At 65.2% G+C, this 24,760-nt stretch carries 22 protein-coding genes; 14 read left to right on the top strand and 8 right to left on the bottom strand.

Going from position 1 to position 24,760, the window contains the following annotated elements; translation table 11 throughout:
- Nucleotides 1-14: 14 nt before the first annotated feature.
- Nucleotides 15-1,586: an ABC transporter substrate-binding protein gene (locus GA645_RS27335; protein WP_152227322.1), complete on the bottom strand. Its 1,572-nt coding sequence runs from the start codon at nt 1,584-1,586 to the stop codon at nt 15-17.
- A gap of 365 nt (nt 1,587-1,951) precedes the next feature.
- Here GA645_RS27335 and rpmB point away from each other — a divergent pair, with 365 nt between their 5' ends.
- Complete coding sequence (gene rpmB / locus GA645_RS27330; protein WP_015479545.1) at nt 1,952-2,188, top strand: 50S ribosomal protein L28; 237 nt, start codon at nt 1,952-1,954, stop codon at nt 2,186-2,188.
- Between the two features lie 12 nt (nt 2,189-2,200).
- Nucleotides 2,201-2,356 carry a 50S ribosomal protein L33 gene (rpmG, locus tag GA645_RS27325; protein WP_017520721.1) on the top strand — a complete coding sequence of 52 codons (156 nt, stop codon included), beginning with the start codon at nt 2,201-2,203 and terminating at the stop codon, nt 2,354-2,356.
- A 124-nt stretch (nt 2,357-2,480) separates the two neighbouring features.
- Here the strand turns inward: rpmG and GA645_RS27320 are convergent, their stop codons facing one another.
- A complete protein-coding gene (locus tag GA645_RS27320; protein ID WP_152227320.1) occupies nt 2,481-2,843 on the bottom strand; it encodes a cupin domain-containing protein in 363 nt (120 codons plus the stop codon).
- Between the two features lie 305 nt (nt 2,844-3,148).
- On the opposite strand from GA645_RS27320, the gene GA645_RS27315 reads away from it, so the two are divergent.
- A complete protein-coding gene (locus GA645_RS27315) occupies nt 3,149-4,642 on the top strand; it encodes an aldehyde dehydrogenase (RefSeq protein WP_152227318.1) in 1,494 nt (497 codons plus the stop codon).
- A gap of 198 nt (nt 4,643-4,840) precedes the next feature.
- Nucleotides 4,841-6,010, top strand: coding sequence for an MFS transporter (locus GA645_RS27310; RefSeq protein ID WP_152227316.1), 1,170 nt, complete (start codon nt 4,841-4,843; stop codon nt 6,008-6,010).
- Here GA645_RS27310 and GA645_RS27305 read toward each other — a convergent pair.
- From GA645_RS27305 to dadR, 3 genes are all read right to left on the bottom strand, one after another.
- Entirely contained in the window at nt 6,007-7,560 is a 1,554-nt protein-coding gene (locus GA645_RS27305) for a phospholipase D family protein (protein WP_152227315.1), read from the bottom strand. The genes GA645_RS27310 and GA645_RS27305 overlap by 4 nt on opposite strands.
- 68 nt (nt 7,561-7,628) lie before the next feature.
- Complete coding sequence (locus tag GA645_RS27300; RefSeq protein ID WP_152227314.1) at nt 7,629-8,948, bottom strand: FAD-binding oxidoreductase; 1,320 nt, start codon at nt 8,946-8,948, stop codon at nt 7,629-7,631.
- A 136-nt stretch (nt 8,949-9,084) separates the two neighbouring features.
- Entirely contained in the window at nt 9,085-9,573 is a 489-nt protein-coding gene (dadR, locus tag GA645_RS27295; protein WP_015479539.1) for a transcriptional regulator DadR, read from the bottom strand.
- A 171-nt stretch (nt 9,574-9,744) separates the two neighbouring features.
- On the opposite strand from dadR, the gene GA645_RS27290 reads away from it, so the two are divergent.
- The 8 genes from GA645_RS27290 to GA645_RS27255 all read left to right on the top strand — a co-directional run bounded on the left by GA645_RS27290 (nt 9,745) and on the right by GA645_RS27255 (nt 17,343).
- Complete coding sequence (locus GA645_RS27290; RefSeq protein WP_152227313.1) at nt 9,745-12,309, top strand: YdbH domain-containing protein; 2,565 nt, start codon at nt 9,745-9,747, stop codon at nt 12,307-12,309.
- Nucleotides 12,310-12,326: 17 nt separating this feature from the next.
- Nucleotides 12,327-12,518 (top strand): YnbE family lipoprotein, encoded by a 192-nt coding sequence (locus tag GA645_RS27285; RefSeq protein WP_152227312.1) that lies wholly within the window; start codon nt 12,327-12,329, stop codon nt 12,516-12,518.
- Nucleotides 12,519-12,532: 14 nt separating this feature from the next.
- Nucleotides 12,533-12,877 carry a YdbL family protein gene (locus GA645_RS27280; RefSeq protein WP_152227311.1) on the top strand — a complete coding sequence of 115 codons (345 nt, stop codon included), beginning with the start codon at nt 12,533-12,535 and terminating at the stop codon, nt 12,875-12,877.
- Between the two features lie 361 nt (nt 12,878-13,238).
- Nucleotides 13,239-14,534 carry a D-amino acid dehydrogenase gene (gene dadA, locus GA645_RS27275; protein ID WP_152227309.1) on the top strand — a complete coding sequence of 432 codons (1,296 nt, stop codon included), beginning with the start codon at nt 13,239-13,241 and terminating at the stop codon, nt 14,532-14,534.
- The gene (locus GA645_RS27270) at nt 14,509-14,862 is read left to right on the top strand and encodes a RidA family protein (RefSeq protein WP_152227308.1); all 354 of its coding nucleotides are present in this window, start codon (nt 14,509-14,511) and stop codon (nt 14,860-14,862) included. Before dadA ends, GA645_RS27270 begins: the two co-directional genes overlap by 26 nt.
- A gap of 87 nt (nt 14,863-14,949) precedes the next feature.
- Complete coding sequence (alr, locus tag GA645_RS27265) at nt 14,950-16,029, top strand: alanine racemase (protein WP_152227306.1); 1,080 nt, start codon at nt 14,950-14,952, stop codon at nt 16,027-16,029.
- Nucleotides 16,030-16,193: 164 nt separating this feature from the next.
- Nucleotides 16,194-16,742, top strand: coding sequence for a cupin domain-containing protein (locus GA645_RS27260; protein ID WP_152227304.1), 549 nt, complete (start codon nt 16,194-16,196; stop codon nt 16,740-16,742).
- Between the two features lie 172 nt (nt 16,743-16,914).
- On the top strand, nt 16,915-17,343 hold the full coding sequence (locus tag GA645_RS27255) for a cytochrome c5 family protein (protein ID WP_306092909.1): 429 nt from the start codon (nt 16,915-16,917) through the stop codon (nt 17,341-17,343).
- A 130-nt stretch (nt 17,344-17,473) separates the two neighbouring features.
- Here GA645_RS27255 and GA645_RS27250 read toward each other — a convergent pair whose 3' ends face one another.
- Nucleotides 17,474-18,049, bottom strand: a complete 576-nt coding sequence (locus tag GA645_RS27250; protein WP_152227300.1) for a xanthine phosphoribosyltransferase — start codon at nt 18,047-18,049, stop codon at nt 17,474-17,476.
- Between the two features lie 196 nt (nt 18,050-18,245).
- Nucleotides 18,246-20,255 (bottom strand): DNA helicase Rep, encoded by a 2,010-nt coding sequence (gene rep / locus GA645_RS27245; protein WP_152227298.1) that lies wholly within the window; start codon nt 20,253-20,255, stop codon nt 18,246-18,248.
- A gap of 287 nt (nt 20,256-20,542) precedes the next feature.
- On the opposite strand from rep, the gene GA645_RS27240 reads away from it, so the two are divergent.
- Nucleotides 20,543-22,222 carry a bifunctional diguanylate cyclase/phosphodiesterase gene (locus tag GA645_RS27240; protein WP_152227296.1) on the top strand — a complete coding sequence of 560 codons (1,680 nt, stop codon included), beginning with the start codon at nt 20,543-20,545 and terminating at the stop codon, nt 22,220-22,222.
- Here GA645_RS27240 and GA645_RS27235 read toward each other — a convergent pair.
- Nucleotides 22,212-23,603: a NorM family multidrug efflux MATE transporter gene (locus GA645_RS27235; protein ID WP_152227294.1), complete on the bottom strand. Its 1,392-nt coding sequence runs from the start codon at nt 23,601-23,603 to the stop codon at nt 22,212-22,214. The genes GA645_RS27240 and GA645_RS27235 overlap by 11 nt on opposite strands.
- A 148-nt stretch (nt 23,604-23,751) precedes the next feature.
- Here GA645_RS27235 and GA645_RS27230 point away from each other — a divergent pair, with 148 nt between their 5' ends.
- The gene (locus tag GA645_RS27230) at nt 23,752-24,672 is read left to right on the top strand and encodes a LysR substrate-binding domain-containing protein (protein WP_152227292.1); all 921 of its coding nucleotides are present in this window, start codon (nt 23,752-23,754) and stop codon (nt 24,670-24,672) included.
- Nucleotides 24,673-24,760: the final 88 nt, after the last annotated feature.

Raw genomic sequence — 24,760 nt, 5'->3', positions numbered from 1 at the left:
TACCCGGTCTGGGGTCAGAAGGTGATTTTGGAATAGTCCTGGCGGCCGAACGGGCTCACCACATAGCCCTTCACGTCCTTGCGGGTGATCGCCGAAGCCGTCGGGTGGGCCAGCGGCAGCCACAGCGCCTGGTCGTGAATGATCTGCTGCGCCTGGTGGTACAGCTCGCTGCGTTTGGCCTGGTCGGCTACCGCCTTGCCCTGGCTGATCAGGCCGTCGAGCTTCTCGTCGCAGTAGCGGGCGAAGTTGAGCCCGGACTTGACGCTGGCGCAGGAGAATTGCGGGGTGAGGAAGTTGTCCGGGTCGCCGTTGTCGCCGGCCCAGCCCATGAACAGCAGGTCATGCTCGCCGGCCTTGGCGCGGCGGATCAGCTCGCCCCATTCGATCACGCGGATTTCCGCCTGGATGCCGACCTTGGCCAGGTCCGACTGCAGCAGCTGCGCACCGGTGCTGGGGTTGGGGTTGAGCAGGCTGCCGGACGGGCGGGTCCAGATGGTGGTCTTGAAGCCGTCCTTCAGCCCGGCCTCGGCCAGCAGCGCGCGGGCCTTGTCCAGGTCGTGCGGATAGCCGGGGATGTCTTTGGCATAGCTCCAGGTGTTCGGCGGGTAGACGCCGTCGGCTTCGGTCGCGCTGCCGGCGAAGACCGCCTGCAGGTAGCTGCGCTTGTCGAAGGCGAGGTTGATCGCCTGGCGCACCTTGGGGTTGTCCAGCGGTGCGTGCTGGCTGTTGATGCCGACGAAAGCGGTCATGAAGGCCGGGGTCTGCTCGATCCTAAGGTCGGCATTCTTCGCGGCGGCTTCCACGTCCACCGGCTTGGGCGACAGGGCGATCTGGCATTCGCCCTGCTTGAGCTTCTGGATGCGCACGGCGGCGTCCGGGGTGATGGCGAACACCAGGTTCTCCACAGCCGGCTTGCCGCCGAAGTACTCGGCGTTGGCGGCGTAGCGCACCACGGCGTCCTTCTGGAAGCGCTTGAAGACGAAGGGGCCGGTGCCGATCGGCTGGGCGTTGAGCTTCTCCGGGGTGCCGGCCTTCATCAGCTGGTCGGCGTACTCGGCGGAGTAAATAGAGGCGAAGCCCATGCTCAGCATCGGCAGGAAGGTGGCGTCCGGGTGGTTCAGGGTGAAGCGCACATGGTGGGCGTCGACCTTCTCCACGGCTTTGACCAGGCTTGGCAGCTGCATCGACTGGGCGTGGGGGAAGCCGCTCTGCGCCACCTTGTGCCAGGGCTGCGCGGGGTCGAGCATGCGCTGGAAGCTGAACACCACGTCGTCGGCGTCGAGTGCGCGGCTGGGCTTGAAGTAGTCGGTGTGGTGGAACTTCACCGTATCGCGCAGCTGGAAGTCGTAGGTCAGGCCGTCGGCAGAGACCGTCCAGCGCTCGGCGAGGCTCGGGACCAGTTCGCCACGGCTGGCGTCGAAGTCCACCAGGCGGTTCATCAGCACATCGGCCGAGGCGTTGGTGGTGGTCAGCGAGTTGTACTGGACCACGTCGAAGCCTTCGGGGCTGGCTTCGGTGCACACGCTCAGCGAGGCGGCGCTGGCGAGGGCAGGGGAAAGAAGGAGGGCGAGAAGGGCGAGACGCATGACGAACTCCGTGTGAGCTGGCAAGATGCCCATCCGCGAGGCTGGGCGGGTCATGCAAGGCTGTTGGCAGCCTCGAAGGAGCTACCCTAGACCAAGCCGCCGGCTGTCACAACGATGACAGGCGACGAACGGCATTGGTGCCGCGGCCCGCGGGGGCTGGCGTCGGGTTTTTCGAGTCATGCTTTCCCTTGCAGCTGGAAGTGACTTTCTGATATAAAGCTGCGCTCTTTTCTGGGGCCCTGCTCTGATCCTGCGACCCGATCGCGGCGAAGCGGCAGTTAAGACCCCGGTGAAACTGAGAATCCAATTGAGTTAAGCAGCCAACCCATGCCGGGTTTGGCATGTGGTTTACAGAGGGCTGAGCCATGTCGAGAGTTTGCCAAGTGACCGGTAAGGGTCCGGTTACCGGGAACAACATTTCCCACGCACACAACAAAACCCGTCGCCGTTTCCTGCCGAACCTGCAGCACCACCGTTTCTGGGTTGAATCCGAGAAGCGCTTCGTGCGTCTGCGCGTTTCCGCCAAAGGCATGCGTATCATCGACAAGCGTGGTATCGAGGCCGTTCTGAACGACCTGCGCACCCGCGGCGAAAAATTCTAAGGAGCTGCAGTCATGCGCGAACTGATCCGTTTGGTGTCCAGCGCCGGTACCGGCCACTTCTACACCACCGACAAGAACAAGCGTACCAAGCCTGAGAAAATCGAGATCAAGAAATACGATCCGGTTGTTCGCAAGCACGTGATCTACAAGGAAGCCAAGATCAAGTAATTGATCTTCGCCCTTGTGAAGAAACCCGCCCCTCGTGGCGGGTTTTTTCTTGCCCGCCGTTTGCCCCGCGCAGCTGCGGAAACAAAAAGCCCGCCGATTGGCGGGCTTTTTCACATCGGGCCGATCAGGCCTTCTGCTCGAAGATCACATAGACCTTGCGGCAGGGCTCCAGCACCTCCCAGGTGCCACTGAAGCCGGCCGGGATCACGAATCGATCGCCCACGCGCACGGTCTTGGCGCCGCCGTCGGCGTCGCGGATCACCGACACGCCCTGGAGGATCTCGCAGTATTCGTGCTCGGTGTAGCTGACATTCCAGTGGCCCGGCTCGCCTTCCCAGATACCGACGTTGAACTGGCCGCAGGGGCTGGCGTAGTGGTTGCGCACATTCTGCGCCGGGTCACCCTTGATGATGCGTTCCGGGGCGGGGCGGTAGTGTTCCGGAGCGGTGGTGGCCTGGGCGAAATCGACGATCTGATCGACTTTCATGACGGTCTCGATTCTTGTCTGTTGTTGGCGAGAGAGGGCGCCTGCACGCTGGGCGCCGTTGGATATTTCGTCCGGCGCCGGCTCTGCGGGAGCTTCAGGCACCGATCAGAGGGGAGTCTATGTTTAATAAAACGAACGTGACAAGGCTGTTTTGCCGTCTAGTGTAAAAAATATTGAAAATTGCCGGCCTCCAGTTTAGGGTGGCGGACAGCATGCATTTGCTCCACCTTGCGGAATATTTGACAGCGCGCCCGCACCGGGCGCCTGGACCTTAGATAAGTACATTAATAAGAGGACACGTTGTCATGGGTACCCTCACTCGCGCCGATTGGGAAGCTCGCGCCAAGGATCTGAAGGTCGAAGGCCGCGCCTTCGTCAACGGTGAATACGTCGACGCCGTATCCGGCGCCACCTTCGATTGCATCAGCCCCGTGGATGGCCGCTTCCTGGCCAAGGTCGCCAGCTGCGACCTCGCCGATGCCGAGCGTGCCGTGCAGGTCGCCCGTGCCACCTTCGAGTCCGGCGTGTGGTCGCGCCTGGCCCCGGCCCAGCGCAAGAAAGTGATGATCCGCTTCTCCGAACTGCTGCTGGAGAACGCCCACGAGCTGGCCCTGCTGGAAACCCTGGACATGGGTAAGCCGATCAGCGACTCGCTGAGCATCGACGTGACCAGCGCCGCCAACAGCCTGCGCTGGAGCGGTGAAGCGATCGACAAGATCTACGACGAAGTCGCCGCCACTCCCCACAACGAACTGGGCCTGGTCACCCGCGAGCCGGTCGGCGTCGTTGCCGCCATCGTGCCGTGGAACTTCCCCCTGCTGATGACCTGCTGGAAGCTCGGCCCGGCGCTGACCACCGGTAACTCGGTGATCCTCAAGCCCTCCGAGAAGTCCCCGCTGACCGGCATCCGCATCGCCCAACTGGCCATCGAGGCCGGTATCCCGAAAGGCGTGTTCAACGTCCTGCCGGGCTTCGGTCACACCGTGGGCAAGGCCCTGGCCCTGCACATGGACGTCGACACCCTGGTATTCACCGGTTCGACCAAGATTGCCAAGCAACTGATGATCTACGCCGGCGAATCCAACATGAAGCGCGTCTGGCTGGAAGCCGGCGGCAAGAGCCCGAACATCGTCTTCGCTGACGCGCCGGACCTGAAAGCCGCTGCCGAAGCCGCTGCAGGCGCCATCGCCTTCAACCAGGGCGAAGTCTGCACCGCCGGTTCGCGCCTGCTGGTGGAGAAGTCGATCAAGGCCGAGTTCGTGCCGCTGGTGGTCGAAGCCATCAAGGCCTGGAAGCCGGGCAACCCGCTGGACCCGGAAACCAACGTCGGTGCGCTGGTCGACACCACCCAGATGAACAACGTGCTGAGCTACATCCAGGCTGGCCACGACGACGGCGCCAAGCTGGTGGCCGGCGGCAAGCGCACCCTGGAAGAGACCGGTGGCACCTACGTCGAGCCGACCATCTTCGACGGCGTGACCAACGCCATGCGCATCGCCCGTGAAGAGATCTTCGGCCCAGTGCTGTCGGTCATCGAGTTCACCGATGCCGAGGAAGCCGTACGCATCGCCAACGACACCCCGTACGGCCTGGCCGCTGCGGTGTGGACCAGCGACCTGTCCAAGGCCCACCTGACCGCCAAGGCGCTGCGCGCCGGCAGCGTGTGGGTGAACCAGTACGACGGTGGCGACATGACCGCTCCGTTCGGTGGCTTCAAGCAGTCCGGTAACGGCCGCGACAAGTCGCTGCACGCGTTCGACAAGTACACTGAGCTTAAGGCCACCTGGATCAAGCTGTAAGGACGGTTCGCAGGGGCTTGCCCCCTGCGTAACGACCTTATCGATCCAGGCCTGGCCAGGTCGGCCCCTTCGGGGGTCGCTCTGACAAGAGCCAAACCTGCGGCCGGGTTTCCCTTTGGGAAACCCGGCCGTTGTGCATTGCGCATCGGGCAACTTCGCAGGCCCGGCGTGCGCTCCGGATGGAACAGGAGAAAGACAATGCGTTGGGGTGCTTATTCTGCCGTCTGCCTGTCGGTCATCAGCATCGGCCTGGCCCTCGGCCTGACCATGCCGCTGGTGTCGCTACGCCTCGAGTCCTGGGGGTACGGCAGCTTCGCCATCGGCGTGATGGCGGCGACGCCCGCGGCGGGCGTGCTGCTGGGCGCGATGCTGGCCGGCCGGCTCGCGGCGCGCGTAGGAACGCCACGTCTGATGCGGTTGTGCCTGATCTCGGGGGCCTTCTCGGTCGGCCTGCTGGCGCTGCTGCAGAGTTACCCGGTGTGGTTGCTGTTGCGCCTGCTGATCGGCGTGCAGCTGACCGTGGTGTTCATCCTCGGTGAAAGTTGGATCAACCAACTGGCCATCGAGAAATGGCGCGGCCGCCTGGTCGCCCTGTATGGCACCGGCTATGCGCTGAGCCAGTTGTCCGGCCCGGTGCTGCTGACCTTCATCGGCACCGCCGACGACCGTGGTTTCTGGTTCAGCGTGGGCCTGCTGGTCATCGGCTCGCTGCTCCTGCTTGGCCGTGGTGGCGCGCCCAAGGTCGATCCGGACAGCGCGTCCGGGCGCGGGCTGTTCGACTTCTGCGCCCAGCTGCCGGCGATCGCCTGGGCAGTGGTGCTGTTCGCCGGCTTCGAGGCGATGATCCTCACCCTGCTGCCGGTCTACGGCGTGCAGCAGGGCTTCACCCAGGCGGTGGCGCTGGCAATGGTCAGCACGGTAGTCATCGGCGATGCGCTGCTGCAGTTGCCGATCGGCTGGCTGGCCGACCGCATCTCCCGGCAGACGCTGTTCAAGGGTTGCGGCTCGGTGCTGCTGGCAAGCAGCCTGGGCATTCCGCTGCTGCTCGACGGTCCGGCGATCTGGCCGGTGCTGGTGCTGTTCGGCGCCAGCGCGGGTGGACTGTTCACCCTGTCGCTGATCCTCATCGGCGAGCGCTACCGGGACGATGCCCTGGTTCGTGCCAATGCCCACATCGCCCAGCTCTGGGGGATCGGCTGCCTGATCGGCCCACTGGCCACGGGCGCCGCGAGCCAGTGGATCAGCGGCCACGCGCTGCCGATGGTAATGGCGCTGGGCGCGGCGGGCTTCGTCGTGCTGGTCTCCTACCGGGGCCTGCCGCCGGCGATGCAGGACACCGACGCCGAGCTGCCGCAGGAGCGCTCCTAGAGCATCTTCTCCAACCCGATGGCGCCAGCGAGCCAGGCGTTGAAGCGGCGCCACAGGCTACCCGGCTCGTGGTGCCGCATATGACGCTGACCGTCGCGCTCGTTGACCCAGGCGAGCCGGGGATTGGGACCGCTGTGGTCGATCTTCACCTGGTAGCTGACGTTCGGTGACATGCCGGCCAGCGCCAGGCTGCGCACCTGCTCGGCCAGCTCGGGGCTGTCGACGATGACCCCGACCTCGGTGTTCCACAGCACCGAGCGCGGGTCGAAATTCAGCGAGCCGACGAACACCCGCTGGCGGTCGAACACCGCCGCCTTGCTGTGCAGGCTGGCGCTGCTGGAGCCGCGTACCATCCAGGGGGCACCGTCGATGTGCTGGTCCGGTTCGGCGCGCAGCTCGTAGAGCTTCACCCCGTGCTCCAGCAGGGCCATGCGGTACGGCGCGTAGCCGGCGTGTACGGCGGGCACGTCGGTGGCTTCCAGCGAATTGGTCAGCAGACGCACACTGACACCCTGGTCGGCCCGTTGGGTCAGGTAGTCCAGCCCGGCGCTGGTGGGCACGAAGTACGCCGAGACCAGGATCAGCTCGTGGGAGACCCCGTCAAACAGCGGCGCGAGCTGGGTGCTCAGCATCTGTCCGGGCCTGGGCTCGTCCTGGTTCAGCACTTTCAGCGGGTCGTCCCAGATGGCATGGGCCGGCGCCCACACCAGGTCGTCCAGCCAGTTGTCCAGGTGCGGCCGGTTACTGTTGCGGTTGAGCCGCGCGACATAGCCCGAGCGTTTGACCTTTGCGCGCTCCAGGTAGCGGTCGAGCCGGCGCCGCATACGGTCCAGTTCGACCGTGTTCGGCTTGTCCCACAGGTAGTCGTCGATGGGTCGGCTCAGGGCACTGTTCCAGTACTGGTCGAAGCTCAACCCGAGGGACTGCGCGACCGGCCCGACGCCCAGCAGGTCGAGGTCGCTGAAGTTCATCTCGGCCTTGGCGTCGAAATACTCATCACCGAGGTTGCGGCCGCCGACGATGGCCACGCTGTCGTCCGCCAGCCACAGCTTGTTGTGCATGCGCCGGTGCTGCTCGGAGAGGTTGAGCAGGCGCCCCATGTTGCGGGTGAAGCCGGTGCTGCGGCCCAGGTGCAGCGGATTGAACAGGCGGATCTGGATGTTCGGGTGGGCGGCGAGGGTGCCCAGTTCGTAGTCCCAGCCATCGCTGCTGGTGTCATCGATCAGCACCCGCACGCGTACGCCACGGTCGGCGGCGTGCAGCAGTTCGCGGATCAGCGCGCGGGTGGTGAGGCCGTCGTGGACGATGTAGTACTGGATGTCGAGGCTGCGCTGGGCCTTGCGGATCAGCTCGGCACGGGCGAGGAAGGCATCGATGCTGGAGGCCAGCAGGTAGAAGCCGGATTGCCCCGGGTGCGCGACGGCGCGCTCGCGGACGAGACTGTCCAGCGCAGTCCCTTGCGCGGGGAGGGTGTGCGACGGTGTGGGCGGTGGCGCACTGGCGCAACCGCCAAGGAGCAGCAGTGCCAGCAGCAACAGGCGTGAAAGCAAGAACGGGTCTCCGACAGGCCGCCGGGGGCGGGCTGCCGGAGATTCTAGCTGTTGCTCGGCGCAGGCGGTCAGCTGGAAAGCGCCTCTTTGAATCGATACCAGGCCATGCCCATGGCCAGAAGCGGCGAACGCAGCAGCCTGCCGCCGGGGAAGGTGATGTGCGGCACCTTGGCGAACAGCTCGAAACCCTTGCTGTGCTGGCCGGCGATGGCTTCGGCGAGCAGCTTGCCGGCCAGGTGCGTGGCGTTCACCCCGTGGCCGGCGTAGGCCTGGGCGAAATACACGTTGGGCTGGTCGGGCAGGCGGCCGATCTGCGGCAGGCGGTTGGCGCCGATGCCGATCATGCCGCCCCATTGGTAGTCGATGCGGATGTTGGCCAGATGCGGGAACACCTTGAGCATCTTCGGTCGCATGTAGGCGGCGATGTCCGCCGGGTCACGGCCGGAGTAGTGGCAGGCGCCGCCGAACAGCAGGCGGTTGTCGGCCGAGAGGCGGTAGTAGTCCAGGGCCACGCGCTGGTCGCACACGGCCATATTCTGCGGCAGCAGGGCGCGGGCCTGCTCGGCGGAGAGCGGCTCGGTGGCGATCACGTAGCTGCCGGCTGGCAGTACCTTGCCGTCGAGGTAGTGGTTCAGGCCGTTCTGGTAGGCATTGCAGGCGATCACCAGGGTCTTGGCGCGGACGTTGCCACCGGCGGTGCGCACGCGCACTTCGCTGCCGTAGTCGATCGCGGTTACTTTGGAGTTCTCGAACAGGCGCACGCCCAGGCTCTGCGCCGCGGCCGCTTCGCCCAGGGCGAGGTTGAGCGGGTGCAGGTGGCCCGAGCCCATGTCGACCATGCCGCCGACGTACTGGTCGGAGCCGACGATGGAGCGCATTTCCTCTTTTGGGACCATGCGCAGCTCGTGGCGGTAGCCGAGGCTTTTCAGCTCGTCGAAATCTTCCTGGAAGCCTTCGACGTCGGCAGGCTTGTTGGCCAGGTCGCAGTAACCCCAGGTCAGGTCGCAATCGATGTCGTACTGCGCGACGCGGCGACGAACGATCTCCACCGCCTCCAGGCCCATCAGCTTGAGCTGGCGCACACCGTCGGTGCCGATCACCGGCTCGAACTGCTCGACGCCATGGCCAACGCCGCGGATCAGTTGCCCGCCGTTGCGTCCACTGGCGCCCCAGCCGATCCGGTGAGCCTCCAGCAGCACCACCGAGAGGCCGCGCTCGGCCAGTTCGATGGCGGTGTTCAGCCCGGAGAAGCCACCGCCGATGATGCACACGTCGGCCTTTTCCTCGCCAGCCAGGGGAGGCACTTCGATGCGTCGGTTGACGCTCGCGGCGTAATAGGAAGGGGCGTGATGGTCGGTGTGCACCGGCTGGTGAACGCGGGCGTTCATGTGCGATATCCTGATTTTTATGTTGTTAAAATTTTACGCAGGATAAACGTCGACTTCCCGCCCCGCCAATAGGCGCGGCGGTAAAAAGCGCCCGAAAGGTGTAATAAACCGGCAGATTGCGGCGATCAGTCAGAATTCAATCCGGAATCGGCAGAGTCAGGCTTTCTTTTACTTCTTCCATGACGATGTAGCTCTTGGATTCGCGCACGTGCGGCAGCTTGAGCAGGATGTCGCCCAGCAGCTTGCGGTAGGACGCCATTTCCGAGATACGTGCCTTCACCAGGTAGTCGAAGTGACCCGAGACGAGATGGCACTCCAGCACGTGGGGCAGCTTGAGCACTGAGCGGCGAAAGTCCTCGAAGGTGTCGCCGGACTTGTAGTCCAGACTGATCTCGACGAACACCAGCAGACTGGCCTTGAGGTACTGCGGGTTGAGGCGGGCGTTGTAGCCCATGATGATCCCTTCGCGCTCCAGTCGCCGAACCCGCTCGGTGCAGGGCGTAGTGGAAAGGCCGACCCGCTCGCCCAGTTCGGTGAAGGAGATGCGCCCTTCTTCCTGCAGGATGCGCAGGATATTGCGGTCGATCTTGTCCAGTTCGCGGCGGCTTTGATGCTGGGTTCTCATTGGGGCGGACTCTGACGGCAAGCGTCGGCTTTGGGGGAATGTCGGCAATATAGTCGGTTGTGCAGGGAATATCACTGGCAGCGCTTGAACTTCCGCCGAGCGTTGGCCAGCCTGTACACCCATGCTGCCGCTGCAAGGTGCGGAGGCAAACGTTTTTCCCTGGAGCCCGGCATGCCGCTACCGCGCCTGCGCACTGTCCTTCTGCTGCTGTTGCTGACCCTGGTGTCGGCGGCGGGTGCTGTGTGGCTGGGTGTGCCTCGGTTGCTGGCGGGGGCCGGAGTGAGTATCGAGCAGTGGCAGGGCCTGGGTGTTTCGCGCACAGGGCTGCTGCTGGAACACCTTGCGTTGCAGCGGCAGACCCCGGAGGGCGGGCGGCTTGCGATTCGCCTTGAGCGCGTGCGGGTAGGCTGGCCGCAACATGCGGGCGGTCGCTGGCGGTTGGCGGAGGTTGCCGCCGATGCCATCGATGTGCGGCAGTGGCCGGATACGGGCGTGGTCGGGAGCAACGGTGCATTGCCGACGCCGGAACAATTGGCGCGCTGGCTGGCGCTGCTGCCTGGCCGCCTGGCCCTTGAACGGCTGAGCCTCGAACTCCCCTGTGCTCGCGAACAACGCTGCACGCTGAACGGCAGCGCGCACTGGGAACAACTGCAGGGCGGTGCCGCTGCATTGGGCGGCGAACTGCGCCAGGGCGGTCAGCAGCTGGCGTTCAACGGGTTGTTGCAGCCCGGCGAGGGACAATGGCGCCTGCAACTGGACAGCTATTTGGACAACCAGCCGCTGTTGTCCCTCGAATCGAGCTGGGCACCGGCCAGCCGCCAGTTGGCCGGAACCCTGGCCAGCCCTGCGGTGCCGCCGATCGAGGCAGTGCGCAACTGGTTCGGCGTGTGGCTGCCCACGCCGAACCTGCCGCTGCCGATTCCCGAGGCCGGACGCCTGCGCCTGAGCTGGGACACCACGCTGGCCGGCGATACCGCCTGGCCGGACTGGCCGGGGCTGCGCGATGGCCGGGGCAGCGTCGATCTCGCCCTGCAACTCACCCAGCCATGGCCGTTCCCTGGCCTGGGCAACCTGCAGGGCGACCTGCGGCTGGTCGCCAATGGCAGTGCCGTAGGCTGGCGCCCCTCGGTGCTCAGCGGTGACCTGCGCCTGTCCGATCTCTACGGCGACTGGCTGCAGGCGCTGCCGGTGGGGCTGCGTCCGGCGCGCCTGACGCTGCACCTGGAGCCCGGCGTGGACGATGAAGCCGGCAGCGTGCGGGCCGACCTGCACGCCGTCGGCGCCGCCGACCTGCGCCTGCGCTCGCGCGTGGCGCTGCTGGAGGCGACTCCGCTGACGCTGCAGCTGGACGAAGCGCGACTGGAGGGCAGGATTCCTCATCTGGAGCTCGCCGGCCTGCGCGTGGACAGCGGCAGAGTCGACCTGGGTTTCGAGGGGCGCGTGGGAGATCAGTTGACGACCCTGGCCTTCGCCGCCGGCCCGCAGCTGCAAGTCGGCACCCTGAACGGTCCGCAAGGGCTCAAGGTCAGCAAGCTCAGCGCGATCCTCGGCAAGGGCGCTTTCAACCTGGCTTACCCGGCTGACGCGCCGCTGAGCCTGCAGCTGGTCGCGCCGCTGCAACTGGCCGTGGGTGAGCTGCGCCAGGCGCACCTCAAGCCGCTGGCCTGGAACGCCAAGGGTGACCTGTCCGTCAGTCTCGATGCGCAGCAACTCAAGGGCCAGCTGCAGAATGGTGGTGGGTTGAACGCTACCGTCGACCTGAGCAACGCGACCGGCAAAGGCCTGAGTCTTGGCGCCCGCCTGCCGGAGTTCTTCCTGCGCACCGGCAACCCGCTGGAGGCATCCCTGGCCGACTGGCCGCCGCTGCTCAGCCTGAACAACGGCAGGGCGAGCCTGGAGCTGAGCTGGCGCCTTCCGCCGGGCAGTGCGCCGCAGAGCCTCGACTTGCAACTTCGCGGACAGGGGCTGGAAGGCGTCTATGACCGCAGCGAAGTCCACGGCCTCGACCTGCAGGCGAAGTTCGCCCTGAACGGCTCACAGTTGGAGCTGCAACTGCCGCAGTTGAAGGTGGCTTCGCTCAACCCCGGCCTGACACTGGGCCCGCTGAGCCTGCAGGGCAACTACAAGGCTGCGCTGGCGGCCCCGCTGGCCGGCCGTGTCGATTGGCAGCAGGCGGAGCTGGCGCTGTTCAATGGCCGCGCCTGGTTGCCGGCGGGCGCGGTGGATCTTTCCGCGCTGGGCCAGGGTCAGATGCTCAGGCTCGAAGGCCTTTCGCTGGAGGCGATCCTCAAGGCCTACCCGGCGGAAGGTCTGACCGGCACCGGCACCATCGACGGTACGCTGCCACTGCGTCTGGAGAAGGGAAAATTGAATATTCACGGCGGGCAGGTCGCGGCACGCGAGCCGGGCGTGCTGCAGTTCCGCTCGGAAAAGATCCGCTCGCTGGGTCAGAGCAATCCGGCCATGCAGTTGCTGGCGACCGCTATCGACGATTTTCGCTACGACAAGCTGTCCAGCACGGTGGATTATGATGACACCGGCAAGCTGCTGCTCGCCCTGAGCCTGAGCGGGCGCAACCCCGAACTGGAGCAGGGCCGGCCGATCAACCTCAACGTCAACCTGGAGGAGAACGTGCCCAAGCTGCTCACCAGCCTGCAACTGAGTGACCGGGTCAGCGACACCATCCGCAAGCGCGTGCAGGACCGCCTGCGCAATGACCCGGCCGCCGCGCCATGACCGCAAGGAGAACCCCGATGCGCCCTCGCGCCTTAATTCCCTTCCTGCTCCTGGCAGGCCTCGTCCAGGGCTGCACGCCCACCGTGCAACTGGCCGCGCCCAAGGAGCCGATCAACATCAACCTCAACGTGAAGATCGAGCACGAGATCTATATCAAGGTCGACAAGGCGCTCGACGGCATCATCAACGAGAACAGCGGACTGTTCTGAGAAGGAGCCTTTTCATGAGATTGCACCGCAAACTGGGCACCGCGCTGGTCGCCCTCTGCCTCAGCCTGCCGGTCATGGCGATGAGCCTGGAACAGGCCATGTCCGCCTTGGGCGGCGCCAAGTCCCAGGGCCTGGTCGGCGAGCAGGCCGATGGCTATCTGGGCGTCGTCAGCAACGGTGGCCAGGCCGCCGACATCGCCGCGCAGATCAACGCCGCGCGCCGGGCCGAGTACCAGAAGGTCGCCAGCCAGAGCGGCGCCACGCTGAAAGATGTAGAGACCCTGGCCGGCAAGAAGGCCATCGAGCGTACGCCGTCGGGGCAGTACGTGCAGGTCAATGGCCAGTGGATGCGCAAGTAGGCATCCCAAGGGAATTCCCCTGCTCTGCGTCGCTCGCGACGGGGAGCGGGGGGATACTCGCCAGAAGCAGGTAAATCTCGTCGGTGCCCGGCTTGGCGAGAGAAGTTCTGGTTGATTCCTCGTTGTTCGCTATTTCCTCTGGATCTGGTGAAATTTTCGCCAGATCATCGACCATTTGGTCTAGGGCTAAAATGCCCTTATTCTGGTGGATGTCCCTCCGTTAAAGGGCATTTGCCCAGGATTTTTCGTCAAATAGACACAGTTAAATAGTGAATATCTCTGACGCTGTCTTCCTATACTGCGCGCATCTACGTTCAGAATAAAAAACGTCCGCGTTCCTGACGCGGCGTGGGAGGCAAGAATGCGTGTTCTGGTGCTTGGCAGCGGTGTGATCGGTACCGCCAGTGCTTACTATCTCGCCCGTGCCGGCTTCGAAGTGGTCGTCGTCGACCGCCAGCCTGGTCCGGCCCTGGAAACCAGTTTCGCCAACGCCGGCCAGGTATCCCCTGGCTATGCCTCGCCCTGGGCTGCGCCGGGCATCCCGCTCAAGGCCATGAAGTGGCTGATGCAGACCCACGCGCCGCTGGCCATCAAGCTGACCGGCGACCCGAGCCAGTACGCCTGGATGTGGCAGATGCTGCGCAACTGCAACGCCAAGAGCTACGCGGTGAACAAGGAGCGCATGGTGCGTCTGTCCGAGTACAGCCGCGACTGCCTCGACGAACTGCGCGCCGAAACCGGTATCGCCTACGAAGGCCGCTCCCTGGGCACCACCCAGCTGTTCCGCACCCAGGAACAGCTTGACGCCGCCGCCAAGGATATCTCGGTCCTGGAAAGCACTGGCGTTCCCTATGAAGTGCTCGACCGCGCCGGCATCGCCCGCGTCGAGCCGGCCCTGGCCAAGGTGGCCGACAAGCTGGTTGGCGCCCTGCGCCTGCCGAACGACCAGACCGGCGACTGCCAGATGTTCACCACCAAGCTGGCCGAGATGGCCAAGGCCCTGGGCGTGGAATTCCGCTTCGGCCAGGACATCCAGCGCCTGGACTTCGCCGGCGACCGCATCAATGGTGTCTGGGTCGATGGCCAACTGGTCACCGCCGACCGCTACGTGCTGGCGCTGGGCAGCTACTCGCCGCAGATGCTCAAGCCGCTGGGCATCAACGCCCCGGTCTACCCGCTCAAGGGTTACTCGCTGACCGTGCCGATCACCAACCCGGACATGGCGCCGACCTCGACCATCCTCGACGAAACCTACAAGGTCGCGATTACGCGTTTCGACCAGCGCATCCGCGTTGGCGGCATGGCGGAAATCGCCGGCTTCGACCTCTCGCTGAACCCGCGTCGCCGCGCCACCCTGGAAATGATCACCACCGACCTGTATCCGGAAGGCGGTGACGTCAGCAAGGCCGAGTTCTGGACCGGTCTGCGCCCGGCGACCCCGGATGGCACCCCGATCGTCGGCGCCACCCGCTACCGCAACCTGTTCCTCAACACCGGTCACGGCACCCTCGGCTGGACCATGGCGTGCGGCTCGGGCCGCTACCTCGCCGACCTGATGGCGAAGAAGAGCCCGCAGATCAGCACCGAAGGTCTGGACATTTCCCGCTACGGCAATGCCTCGGAGGCTCAAAATGGCCATCCTGCGCCAGCACACTAATCAGCGGATGAGCCAGATCGTCACCCACAACGGCACGGTGTACCTCGCCGGCCAGGTGGCAGACGATCTCTCCGCTGGCGTCGAACAGCAGACACGCGATGTCCTGGCCAGCATCGAGCGCTTGCTCGATGAGGCCGGCACCGACAAGTCGCGGATCCTCTCGGCAACCATCTACCTGAAGGACGTCGCCGCCGACTTCGTCGGCATGAATGGCGTCTGGGACCAGTGGGTCCCGCAGGCCTGCGCCCCGGCGCGCGCCACCGTCCAGGCGGCGCTGTGCTACCCGGAGATCCTCGTCGAGATCTCGATCGTCGCCGCACTGCCCTGATTGTTCTTTGCGTGGCCCGGCCATGGCGCCGGGTTTTTTTTGCCCGTTTTATTGCGCCTCGTTGCAACTTAAAAAGAGAGTCTCGCCATGCGTCCCGCCCGTGCCCTGATCGATCTTGCCGCCCTGCGCCACAACTACCGTCTGGCCCGTGAAGTCAGCGGCGCCCGAGCGCTGGCGGTGGTCAAGGCCGATGCCTACGGCCATGGCGCCGTGGTCTGCGCCCGCGCACTGGAAGGCGAGGCCGACGGTTTCGCCGTGGCCTGCATCGAGGAAGCGCTGGAGCTGCGCGAAGCCGGTATTCGCGCACCGATCCTGCTGCTGGAAGGCTTCTTCGAAGCCAGCGAGCTGGAGCTGATCGAGGCGCATGACCTGTGGTGCGTGGTGCATTCGGCGTGGCAGCTGGAAGCCATCGAGCGCGCCCGTCCGGCCAAGCCGCTGACTCTCTGGCTGAAGATGGACTCGGGCATGCACCGTGTCGGCTTCTTCCCGCAGGACTATGCCGCCGCCCTGACGCGCCTGAAGGCGCTGCCGCACGTGGCCAAGGTCGTGCTGATAAGCCACTTCGCCCGTGCCGACGAGCTGGATTGCGCACGTACCGACGAACAAGTCACCGCCTTCCAGGCGGTGCGCGAAGCCGCAGGCCAGGGCCATGAAGTCAGCCTGCGCAACTCCCCCGGCATCCTCGGCTGGCCGAGCGTGCCCAGCGACTGGGTGCGTCCGGGCATCATGCTCTATGGCGCCACCCCGTTCGAACAGGCGCACCCGCTGGCCGACCAGCTTCGCCCGGTGATGACCCTGGAATCCAAGGTCATCAGCATCCGCGAACTGCCGGCCGGCGAGCCGCTGGGCTACGGCGCGCGCTTCATCGCCGACCGCCCGGTGCGCGTCGGCGTGGTCGCCATGGGTTACGCCGATGGCTATCCGCGTCATGCACCAGACGGCACTCCGGTATTCATCGACGGCAAGCCGAGCCGCATCATCGGCCGCGTGTCCATGGACATGCTCACCGTCGATCTGACCGACCTGCCTACCGCGGGCCTGGGCAGCCGCGTCGAGCTCTGGGGCCCGAACGTTCCCGCCAGCCAGCTCGCCGCGCTCTGCGGCAGCATTCCTTATCAGCTGTTCTGCAACCTCAAGCGCGTGCCGCGGGTCTATAGCGGCGAGTGACGGATACCGCCCGTAAAGTTTGCGCAGGATCGACAGTCGATCTGTTGTAAATACTGAACGGTGTTGCCATGATACGTGGCACTTGGAACCCGCTCGGCTCAAGCCGTTGGCGGGTTCTGCCTTTCAGAGCCTGCCTGAACACAAGAATAAGGAGGACCCAGCCCTTGGACGTCGGTGCTCGTCTGCAAGCCATCCGTAAGCTCAAAGGTTTGTCCCAGCGCGAACTCGCCAAACGGGCGGGTGTGACCAACAGCACGATCTCGATGATCGAGAAGAACAGCGTCAGCCCCTCCATCAGCTCGCTGAAGAAAGTGCTGGGTGGTATTCCGATGTCCCTGGTCGAGTTCTTCTCCCTGGATCTGGAGCAGAACAGCAATACCCCGGTGGTCTACAAGGCAGACGAACTCAGCGACCTGTCCAGCGGCTCGATCATCATGAAGCTGATTGGCAAGGACTATCCCAGCCGTGCCATCACCCTGCTCGACGAGACCTATCCGCCAGGCTCCGACACCGGCGACGACATGTATGCCCATGAAGGCGAAGAGACCGGCGTGCTGGTCGAAGGCCGTCTGGAGCTGACCGTCGGTGACGAGACCTTCGTGCTCGAACGTGGCGACAGCTACTATTTCGACAGCACCAAGCCCCACCGCTTCCGCAATCCGTTTGATGCCCCGGCGCGGCTGATCAGCGCCACCACACCGGCAAATTTTTGAACAGCCGGTAGGACCGGCCAGACCAGCTGCGACCTAATGCCGCAAGACCCGGCAAGGCGGTGCAATTGTTTCGAGCTTGCGGGCTTTGCCGTTATACTTGCGCCCGCTCGCGCGGCCCGAGACTGTGACTGCACCGCGACCGGGCGTGATAAGCCACGATGAGGGTGAAAGGGTGAACCTGATTAAAAAAATGCTGGTAGCTCAAGCTGCCGTGCTGGCCCTGTGGGCAGTAAGCGCTCAGGCCGCGACCAACGATGACGCCATTGCCAAGCGTCTCGAACCAGTGGGGAAAGTCTGCGTACAGGGTCAGGAGTGCGCAGGCGTTGGCGCCGTGGCTTCGGCCGGTGGCGGCGGTGCTCCGCGTTCGGGCGAAGAGATCGTCGGCAAGGTCTGCACCAACTGCCACGGCACCGGCCTGCTGGGCTCGCCGAAAGTGGGCGACAAGGCCGACTGGGGCAAGCGTGCGAAAGAGCAGGGCGGTCTTGACGGCCTGCTGGCCAAGGCCATCTCCGGCATCAACGCCATGCCGCCGAAGGGCACCTGCGCCGACTGCTCGGATGACGAGCTGAAAGCCGCGATTCGCCACATGTCCGGCCTGTAATCGCCGACCTGTGCCGAAAAAGCCGCCTCCGGGCGGCTTTTTCATGCCCGCGATTTACCCGGTGGCCTGATGAGCGGGCATGAAAAAAGGCGGGCCCTTGCGGTGCCCGCCTTTTTCGAACGTGGAGCGATCAGTCGTCGAGGAACTCGACCTTGCCGCTGGCCAGGGACTTGACCCGCGCCAGGGATTCCACGCGATAGCCTTCGCTTTCCAGCAGGGCGCGACCTTCCTGGAAGGACTTCTCGATGACGATACCCAGGCCGGCGACGCTGGCGCCCGCCTGCTGGATCAGGTCGATCAGTGCCTTGGCGGCGTGGCCGTTGGCGAGGAAGTCATCCACAACCAGCACGTGATCGGCGGCGGTCAGGTGCTTCGCGGAGATGGCGATGGTGCTTTCGGTCTGCTTGGTGAAGGAGAAGACCTTGGAGATCAGCAGGTCATTCTTCAGCGTCAGCGACTGGAACTTGCGGGCGAAGATCACCGGGATGCCTAGCTCAAGGCCGGCCATGACCGCCGGGGCGATGCCCGAGGCCTCGATGGTGACGATCTTGGTGATGCCCTGGTTCTTGAAGCGTTCGGCGAACTCGTGGCCGATCAACTTCATCAGCGCCGGGTCGATCTGGTGGTTGAGGAAGGCGTCTACCTTCAGGACCTGTTCGGAAAGAACGATGCCTTCGCTGCGAATTTTGTCTTTGAGAGTGTTCACGGGGGTGCTTCCGGAGCGGCTGCCGCTGATGAAGCGCGTAATTCTACAACGCCAGTGGCCTTGTGCGCGACGTTCCGACCAATGCAATTGCTGATCAAGCGGACAGTTTTTCGATGGGCGGAGGCCGCTATCAATCTGTAGGAGCGGGCCATGCCCGCGATCGCACGCATGGCGTGCTCCTACAGGTTGTGTCGGATCAGCGCTTGAGCATCGCCCGGATGTCCGCCAGGGCGGAGTTGCCCTTGGCCACCTTGACCTCCTGTGGCGCGTCCTCCTGGCCTTCCCAGACCAGGTCTTCAGGCGGCAGCTCGTCAAGGAAGCGGCTGGGCGAGCAGTCGATGATCTCGCCGTACTGCTTGCGCTTGGCGGCGAAGGTCATGGCCAGGTTCTTCTTGGCGCGCGTGATGCCCACGTAGGCCAGGCGGCGCTCTTCCTCGATGGTGTCGGCCTCGATGCTGGAGCGGTGCGGGAGGATTTCCTCTTCAACGCCGAGAATGAACACGTAGGGGAATTCCAGGCCCTTGGAGGCGTGCAGGGTCATCATCTGCACACCGTCGGCGCCTTCTTCCTCTTCCTGCTGGCGCTCCAGCATGTCGCGCAGCACCAGCTTGGCGATGGCCTGCTCGATGGTCATGTCGCCTTCTTCGTCGCGCTCCAGGGTGTTCTTCAGCGCCTCGATGAGGAACCAGACGTTGCCCATGCGGAAATCGGCGACCTTGTCGCTGGACGCGTTCTGTCGCAGCCAGTTCTCGTAGTCGATGTCCATCACCATGCTGCGCAGCGCGCCGATCGGGTCGTTGCCGGCGCACTGCTCGCGGACCTTGTCGATGAAGCGCTTGAAGCGTTGCAGGCGCTCGACGTAGCGGGCGTCCAGGTGTTCGGACAGGCCGAGCTCGCCGGAGGCGTTGAACATCGAACAGCCGCGCTCGGTGGCGTAGTTGCCGAGCTTCTCCAGGGTGGTGGAGCCGATTTCCCGGCGCGGCACGTTGATCACCCGGAGGAAGGCGTTGTCATCGTCTGGGTTCACCAGCAGGCGGAAGTAGGACATCAGATCCTTCACCTCCTGGCGTCCGAAGAAGCTGGTGCCACCTGACAGGTGATAGGGAATCTGGTGGTGCTGAAGCTTCAGCTCGATCAGCTTCGCCTGATAGTTGCCCCGGTACAGGATGGCGAATTCGCTGTAGGGCCGCTGCGTTTTCAGGTGGATGGTGAGGATTTCCATCGCCACCCGTTCGGCCTCGGACTCCTCGTTGCGGCAGCGGATCACCCGGATCGGGTCGCCTTCGCCCATCTCGCTCCACAGCTGCTTCTCGAACACGTGGGGGTTATTGGCGATGAGGATGTTGGCGCATTTGAGGATGCGGCTGGTGGAGCGGTAGTTCTGCTCCAGCATCACCACCTTCAGCGAGGGGAAGTCTTCCTTCAGCTGCATCAGGTTTTCCGGGCGCGCGCCGCGCCAGGCGTAGATCGACTGGTCGTCGTCGCCCACCACGGTGAAGTGCGCGCGCTGCTGCACCAGCATCTTCACCAGCAGGTACTGGCTGGCGTTGGTGTCCTGGTATTCGTCCACCAGCATGTAGCGCACGCGGTTGCGCCACTTGTCGAGGATCTCCGGGTGCTCCTGGAACAGCTTCACCGGCTGCAGGATGAGGTCGTCGAAGTCCACCGCGTTGTACGCCTTGAGCGTGCGCTGGTAGTGCAGATAGACCATCGCAGCGGTCTGTTCCTTGGGGTTGCGCGCCTTTTCCAGCGCCTCTTCCGGAAGGATCAGGTCGTTCTTCCAGCTGCCGATCAGGCCCTTGATCTCGTCCAGACCGTCATCGCCGGAATATTCCTTCTGCATGATGTCGGTCATCAGCGCCTTCACATCGCTCTCGTCGAAGATCGAGAAGCCGGGCTTGTAGCCCAGGGCCGCGTGTTCCTTGCGGATGATGTTCAACCCCAGGTTGTGGAAGGTGGAGACCGTCAGGCCCTTGCCTTCGCCAGGGCGCAGCAGGGTGCTGACGCGCTCCTTCATCTCGCGGGCGGCCTTGTTGGTGAAGGTCACGGCGACGATGTACTGGGCGCGGATGCCGCACTGCTGGACGAGGTACGCGATCTTGCGGGTGATCACGCTGGTCTTGCCGGAGCCGGCGCCGGCCAGCACCAGGAGCGGGCCGCCGACGTAGTTCACGGCCTCTTGCTGCCGGGGATTGAGTCGGGACATGAAGGGCGGGGTCTGAAGCGATGCGGGCGCGTATTCTAGCAGGCCGTGCCGGGCGTCGGGGTGCCGCTCGGAAAAGCGACGATCTGTGACGAGATCGTACTTCCTGGTTTTGGATAAATCCGTACATGTATTAGGCTTGTGTGAGCAATACTTGAAGAAAACTCTTAAGAGTTTCTCTGAAGTGTCGTTGGTGTCCGGGGAGCCGGATGCGACGAAGGCTTCAAAACCGGAAGGACGGGCACAGGGACGGCGCCAGGTTTCTTCCATCGCATGGACACGGGGGTCGCGTGGCAGCGTCGGTTGAACCAGCGCGCCTGCTCCTGCTGGCGGAAGCGCCGCAGTGGGCCCAGTTACTTCGCGGACATCTGGCCGCGTTGGGACAGGGCTATTCCCTGATTACTGCGCCGTCCTGGCAGGCCGCCAGCAGCCTGTTCGACGAAGGCCAGGTCGGCCTGGTCCTGGCCACGCCCGACAAGCTGCCATCTTCCCATCAGTGCCACCTGCCGATGGTCCTGCTGCTCGAGCGCGAGCCCAGGCAGGAGCCGGTGGGCGTCGCCGACTGGCTGGTCGCGGACAGCCTCAATGCCGAAGTACTGCGCCGTTGCCTGCGCTACGTGCGCGAACGCTCCTCGCTGCAGCACACCCTGCAGAGCCTGGCCGAGCAGGACCCGCTCACCGGCATCGCCAACCGCCAGGGTTTCCAGACCCTGCTCGCCGCCCGCCTGAGCGAATGCGCCGGCCATGGCCTGGCGCTGGGGCATCTGGACCTGGACAACTTCCGCCACGTCAACGACGCCCTTGGCCACCAGTCCGGCGACCGGCTGATCCTGCAGGTGGTCGACCGCCTCAAGGCCCAATTGGACAACGGCGACCTCATCGCCCGCCTGGGCAGTGACGAATTCGCCCTGCTGCTGGATACCCGTCACGATCCGGCGCGGGTGGAATGGGTCGCCGAACGCATCATCGAGGCCCTTGGCGAGCCCTACCGGGTGGAGGGGGAAAGCCTGCTGCTGGGTTGCAGCCTGGGCATGGCCCATGCCCACGCCGGTGACGGCGCCGACCCGCTGATGTGGCATGCGCACATCGCCATGCAGCAGGCCAAGGCCCGTCAGGGCTGCACCTTCCATGTGTTCGACGAGCGTATCAACCGTGGCGCGCGCAGCCTCGCCGATCTGGAGAGCGAACTGCGCCGCGCCTTGCGTCGCGACGAGCTGGAACTGCACTACCAGCCGCGCCTGGACCTCAAGGATGGCCGCATCGTCGGCCTGGAAGCGCTGGTGCGCTGGCGCCATCCCGAACGCGGCCTGCTGACCCCGGGGGACTTCGTCCCGCTGGCGGAGGAAAGCGGGCTGATCGTGCCGCTCGGCTACTGGGTGATTTCCCGGGCCCTGCGCGACATGCAGTGGCTGCGTGGGCGCGGCCTGCCGCCGCTGCACATGGCGATCAACCTGTCGTTCCGCCAGTTTCAGGACGGCCAGCTGCTGCCAACCCTGGAGCGGCTGATCCGCCTGCGCGGCGTGGATGCCCGCTGGCTGGAATTCGAGCTCACCGAAACCGCCGTGATGCGTCGCAGCGACAAGGTGCTGCAGACCATGCAGGTCCTCGGCCGGCTGGGCGTGCGCTTCTCGCTGGATGACTTCGGCACCGGCTTCTCGTCCTTCGTGCACCTCAGCAGCCTGCCAATTACTCTGCTGAAGATCGACAAGAGCTTTGTCGGCGACATGCACGAGAGCCCGGAAAGCCTGCAACTGGTGCGGGCGATGATCAACCTGGCGCACAACCTCAACCTCGAGGTGGTGGCCGAGGGCGTCGAGACCCTTGAGCAGCAGAATCAGCTGACCCAGTTCGGCTGCGACCAGGTCCAGGGCTACGGGATCAGCCGGCCACTGCCGCTGGCGGAGCTGGCGCGCTTCCTGGTGTTCGGCGGCACCCGCGCGCTGCGCCTGCAGGATCCGATCAACAGCTGACCGGTGCGAGGGCCGCGCCCGCGGCCTGCGGACGTAGCAGCCGGGCAGTCTTGGCTTCGAACGCCAGGCACAGGCCGATCGCCGCGCAGGCCAGCCCCGATGCCAGCCCCCACCACACACCGCTGGGCCCCCAACCGACCGGGAAGGCCAGCAGCAACGCCATCGGCACCCCGACCACCCAGTAGCCGGCCAGCCCGACCAGGAAGGTGGTCCGCGCATCCTTCAAGCCGCGGATCGCGCCCATGGCGATGCTCTGGGTGCCGTCGAACAGCTCGAACCAGGCGGCAATCGCCAGCAGACTGACGGCCAGCTGCACCACCTCCTGGTTGGCCGGGTCGTCATGGTCGAGGAATAGACCGATGACGATGTCCGGCGCCAGCCAGAACAGCGCGGCGAAGGCGAACATGCAGGCGGCACCGAAGCCGATCCCCAGCCGTCCGGCACGGCGCGCCTCGACCAGCCGCCCGGCGCCGTAGTGCTGGCCGATGCGGAAGGTCACCGCATAGGAGATTCCCACCGGCACCATGAAGGCCACGTACACCGACTGGATGGCGATCTGGTGCGCGGCCAGCGCGGTGCTGCCGATGGTGCCCATGCACAGCGTGGCCACGGTGAACATCCCCGACTCGACCGCGTAGGTGCCGCCGATGGACAGCCCCAGGCGTAAGGATTCGCCGATTACCCGCACATCCGGGCGGATCAGCCCGCGCAGCAACGGATAGGCGCTGTAGGCCGGGTGCCAGCGCAGATAGAGCGCAAGGATCAGCGGCAGGGCGTTCATCACCACGGCGGTGACGATGCCGATCCCCGCCAGCCCCAGGCGCGGCAGGCCGAACAGGCCCTCGATAAAGGCGTAGTTCAGGGCGAAGTTGGCCAGCGCGCCGAGCACGCTGATCGCCATCACCGGGCCGGTGCGCTCGATGGCGCTGGTGAAGCCGCGCAGCACCATGAACACCATGTAGCCGGGCAGGGCGAAGACGATGCTGCGCAGGAAGCTCATGGTGCCCGCGACGGTTTCCGGCGCCTGGCCGAAGGTCAGCAGGATCGGCCCGAGGTTCCACAGCAGCAGCCCGGCCAGCAGGGAGAGCGCCAGGCCGATCCACAGGCCGGCTTGGGTCGCCTGGACTACTCCAGCGGTGTCCCGTGCCCCGTGACGGATCGCGACCAGGTTGCCGGTCGCGGCCACCACGCCCACGCAGAAGGTCGAGATCAGCGCGTAACTGGATGCGCCAAGGCCGCCGCTGGCCAGCGCCTCGCGGCCGAGCTTGCCCATCATCACGGTGTCGGTGAACACCATGGCCACGTAGGCCAACTGGGCGGCGATCAGCGGGCCGGCAAGGCGCAAGATGGCGGAGAGTTCGTCGCGGTACAGGCGTTTCATGAGTCAGGCTCAGTCAGCGGCGGCCCGCAGTGGGGCCTTCCGAATGGAAAGTGCCTCATTCTCTGGCGTCCGTGCGGGCGGGCACAAAAGGAAAAAAACGATGGCATTCATGAGTCATACTCATGCATTAGTGCCCTCGGAGCCCGCCATGAACCGCCAGTTGCCGCCCCTCTATGCCCTGCGCGCCTTCGAGGCCGCCGCCCGGCATGCGTCCTTCACCCGCGCGGCGGAAGAGCTGGCGATCACCCAGAGCGCGGTTAGCCGGCACATCAAGACCCTGGAGGAACACTTTGCCTGCCGCCTGTTCCAGCGTCGCGGCCGGCAACTGGAGCTGACAGAGCCGGCGCGCCTGCTGCTGCCCGGCCTGCGCGACGGTTTCGATTCGCTTGAGCGCGCCTGTTCCAGCCTGCGGGCGGAGGAGGGCGTGCTGCGCCTGAAGGCGCCCTCGACCATGACCATGCGCTGGCTGCTGTCGCGGTTGAGCAACTTCCGCATGTGCAACACCGACATCGAGGTGCAACTGACCAGTGCCTGGATGGACGTGGACCAGGTGGATTTCCTCAATGAACCCTTCGACTGCGCGGTATTGCTCAGTACCGGGCACTTCCCGCCGGATTGGGAGGGCACCCTGCTGTTCCCCGAATGGCTGATTCCGGTGGGCTCGCCGGCGCTGCTCGATGACGGCCCCTGGGACGCCGAGCGCCTGGCCGGCGCCGAGTTGCTGCACCCCACGCTCGATCGCCGCGACTGGCGCCGCTGGCTGCAACGCATGGGCCTGAGTGAGCAGGTTTCGCTCAAGGGCGGCCAGGTCTTCGACACCCTGGAACTAGGCATCGTCGCTGCGACGCGGGGCTATGGCGTGTCCATCGGCGACCTGGTGATGGTCGCCGAAGACGCCAACCAGGGCCGGCTGGCGTTGCCCTGGCCGAGCGCGGTGGCCAGCGGCGAGAGCTACTACCTGGTCTGGCCGCGGGCGCGCCGGCAGCAGGAGCGCCTGCGCCGGCTGCGCGACTTCCTGCTGGCCGAGGTGCAGGCCATGCAGCTGCCGCCGGTCGAGCTGCTCGATTAGCGCTGCCGCAGGCAGACAAGTCCTGGCGCGGACACGATGTTCCACGTCGGCTTCAGTAGTCGAGTTGAAATAGAGCTTTGCTAGGGTC

The organism is Pseudomonas sp. SCB32 (assembly GCF_009189165.1).
Classification (GTDB): domain Bacteria; phylum Pseudomonadota; class Gammaproteobacteria; order Pseudomonadales; family Pseudomonadaceae; genus Pseudomonas.
This window is presented reverse-complemented; position numbering and strand designations above follow the sequence as displayed.

Excerpts from the sequence above, each read along its gene's own strand:
- GA645_RS27335 (WP_152227322.1), bottom strand. The coding sequence starts at position 1,586 with ATGCGTCTCGCCCTTCTCGCCCTCCTTCTTTCCCCTGCCCTCGCCAGC.
- rpmB (WP_015479545.1), top strand. The coding sequence starts at position 1,952 with ATGTCGAGAGTTTGCCAAGTGACCGGTAAGGGTCCGGTTACCGGGAAC.
- rpmG (WP_017520721.1), top strand. The coding sequence starts at position 2,201 with ATGCGCGAACTGATCCGTTTGGTGTCCAGCGCCGGTACCGGCCACTTC.
- GA645_RS27320 (WP_152227320.1), bottom strand. The coding sequence starts at position 2,843 with ATGAAAGTCGATCAGATCGTCGATTTCGCCCAGGCCACCACCGCTCCG.
- GA645_RS27315 (WP_152227318.1), top strand. The coding sequence starts at position 3,149 with ATGGGTACCCTCACTCGCGCCGATTGGGAAGCTCGCGCCAAGGATCTG.
- GA645_RS27310 (WP_152227316.1), top strand. The coding sequence starts at position 4,841 with ATGCGTTGGGGTGCTTATTCTGCCGTCTGCCTGTCGGTCATCAGCATC.
- GA645_RS27300 (WP_152227314.1), bottom strand. The coding sequence starts at position 8,948 with ATGAACGCCCGCGTTCACCAGCCGGTGCACACCGACCATCACGCCCCT.
- dadR (WP_015479539.1), bottom strand. The coding sequence starts at position 9,573 with ATGAGAACCCAGCATCAAAGCCGCCGCGAACTGGACAAGATCGACCGC.
- GA645_RS27290 (WP_152227313.1), top strand. The coding sequence starts at position 9,745 with ATGCCGCTACCGCGCCTGCGCACTGTCCTTCTGCTGCTGTTGCTGACC.
- GA645_RS27285 (WP_152227312.1), top strand. The coding sequence starts at position 12,327 with ATGCGCCCTCGCGCCTTAATTCCCTTCCTGCTCCTGGCAGGCCTCGTC.
- GA645_RS27280 (WP_152227311.1), top strand. The coding sequence starts at position 12,533 with ATGAGATTGCACCGCAAACTGGGCACCGCGCTGGTCGCCCTCTGCCTC.
- dadA (WP_152227309.1), top strand. The coding sequence starts at position 13,239 with ATGCGTGTTCTGGTGCTTGGCAGCGGTGTGATCGGTACCGCCAGTGCT.
- GA645_RS27270 (WP_152227308.1), top strand. The coding sequence starts at position 14,509 with ATGGCCATCCTGCGCCAGCACACTAATCAGCGGATGAGCCAGATCGTC.
- alr (WP_152227306.1), top strand. The coding sequence starts at position 14,950 with ATGCGTCCCGCCCGTGCCCTGATCGATCTTGCCGCCCTGCGCCACAAC.
- rep (WP_152227298.1), bottom strand. The coding sequence starts at position 20,255 with ATGTCCCGACTCAATCCCCGGCAGCAAGAGGCCGTGAACTACGTCGGC.
- GA645_RS27235 (WP_152227294.1), bottom strand. The coding sequence starts at position 23,603 with ATGAAACGCCTGTACCGCGACGAACTCTCCGCCATCTTGCGCCTTGCC.
- GA645_RS27230 (WP_152227292.1), top strand. The coding sequence starts at position 23,752 with ATGAACCGCCAGTTGCCGCCCCTCTATGCCCTGCGCGCCTTCGAGGCC.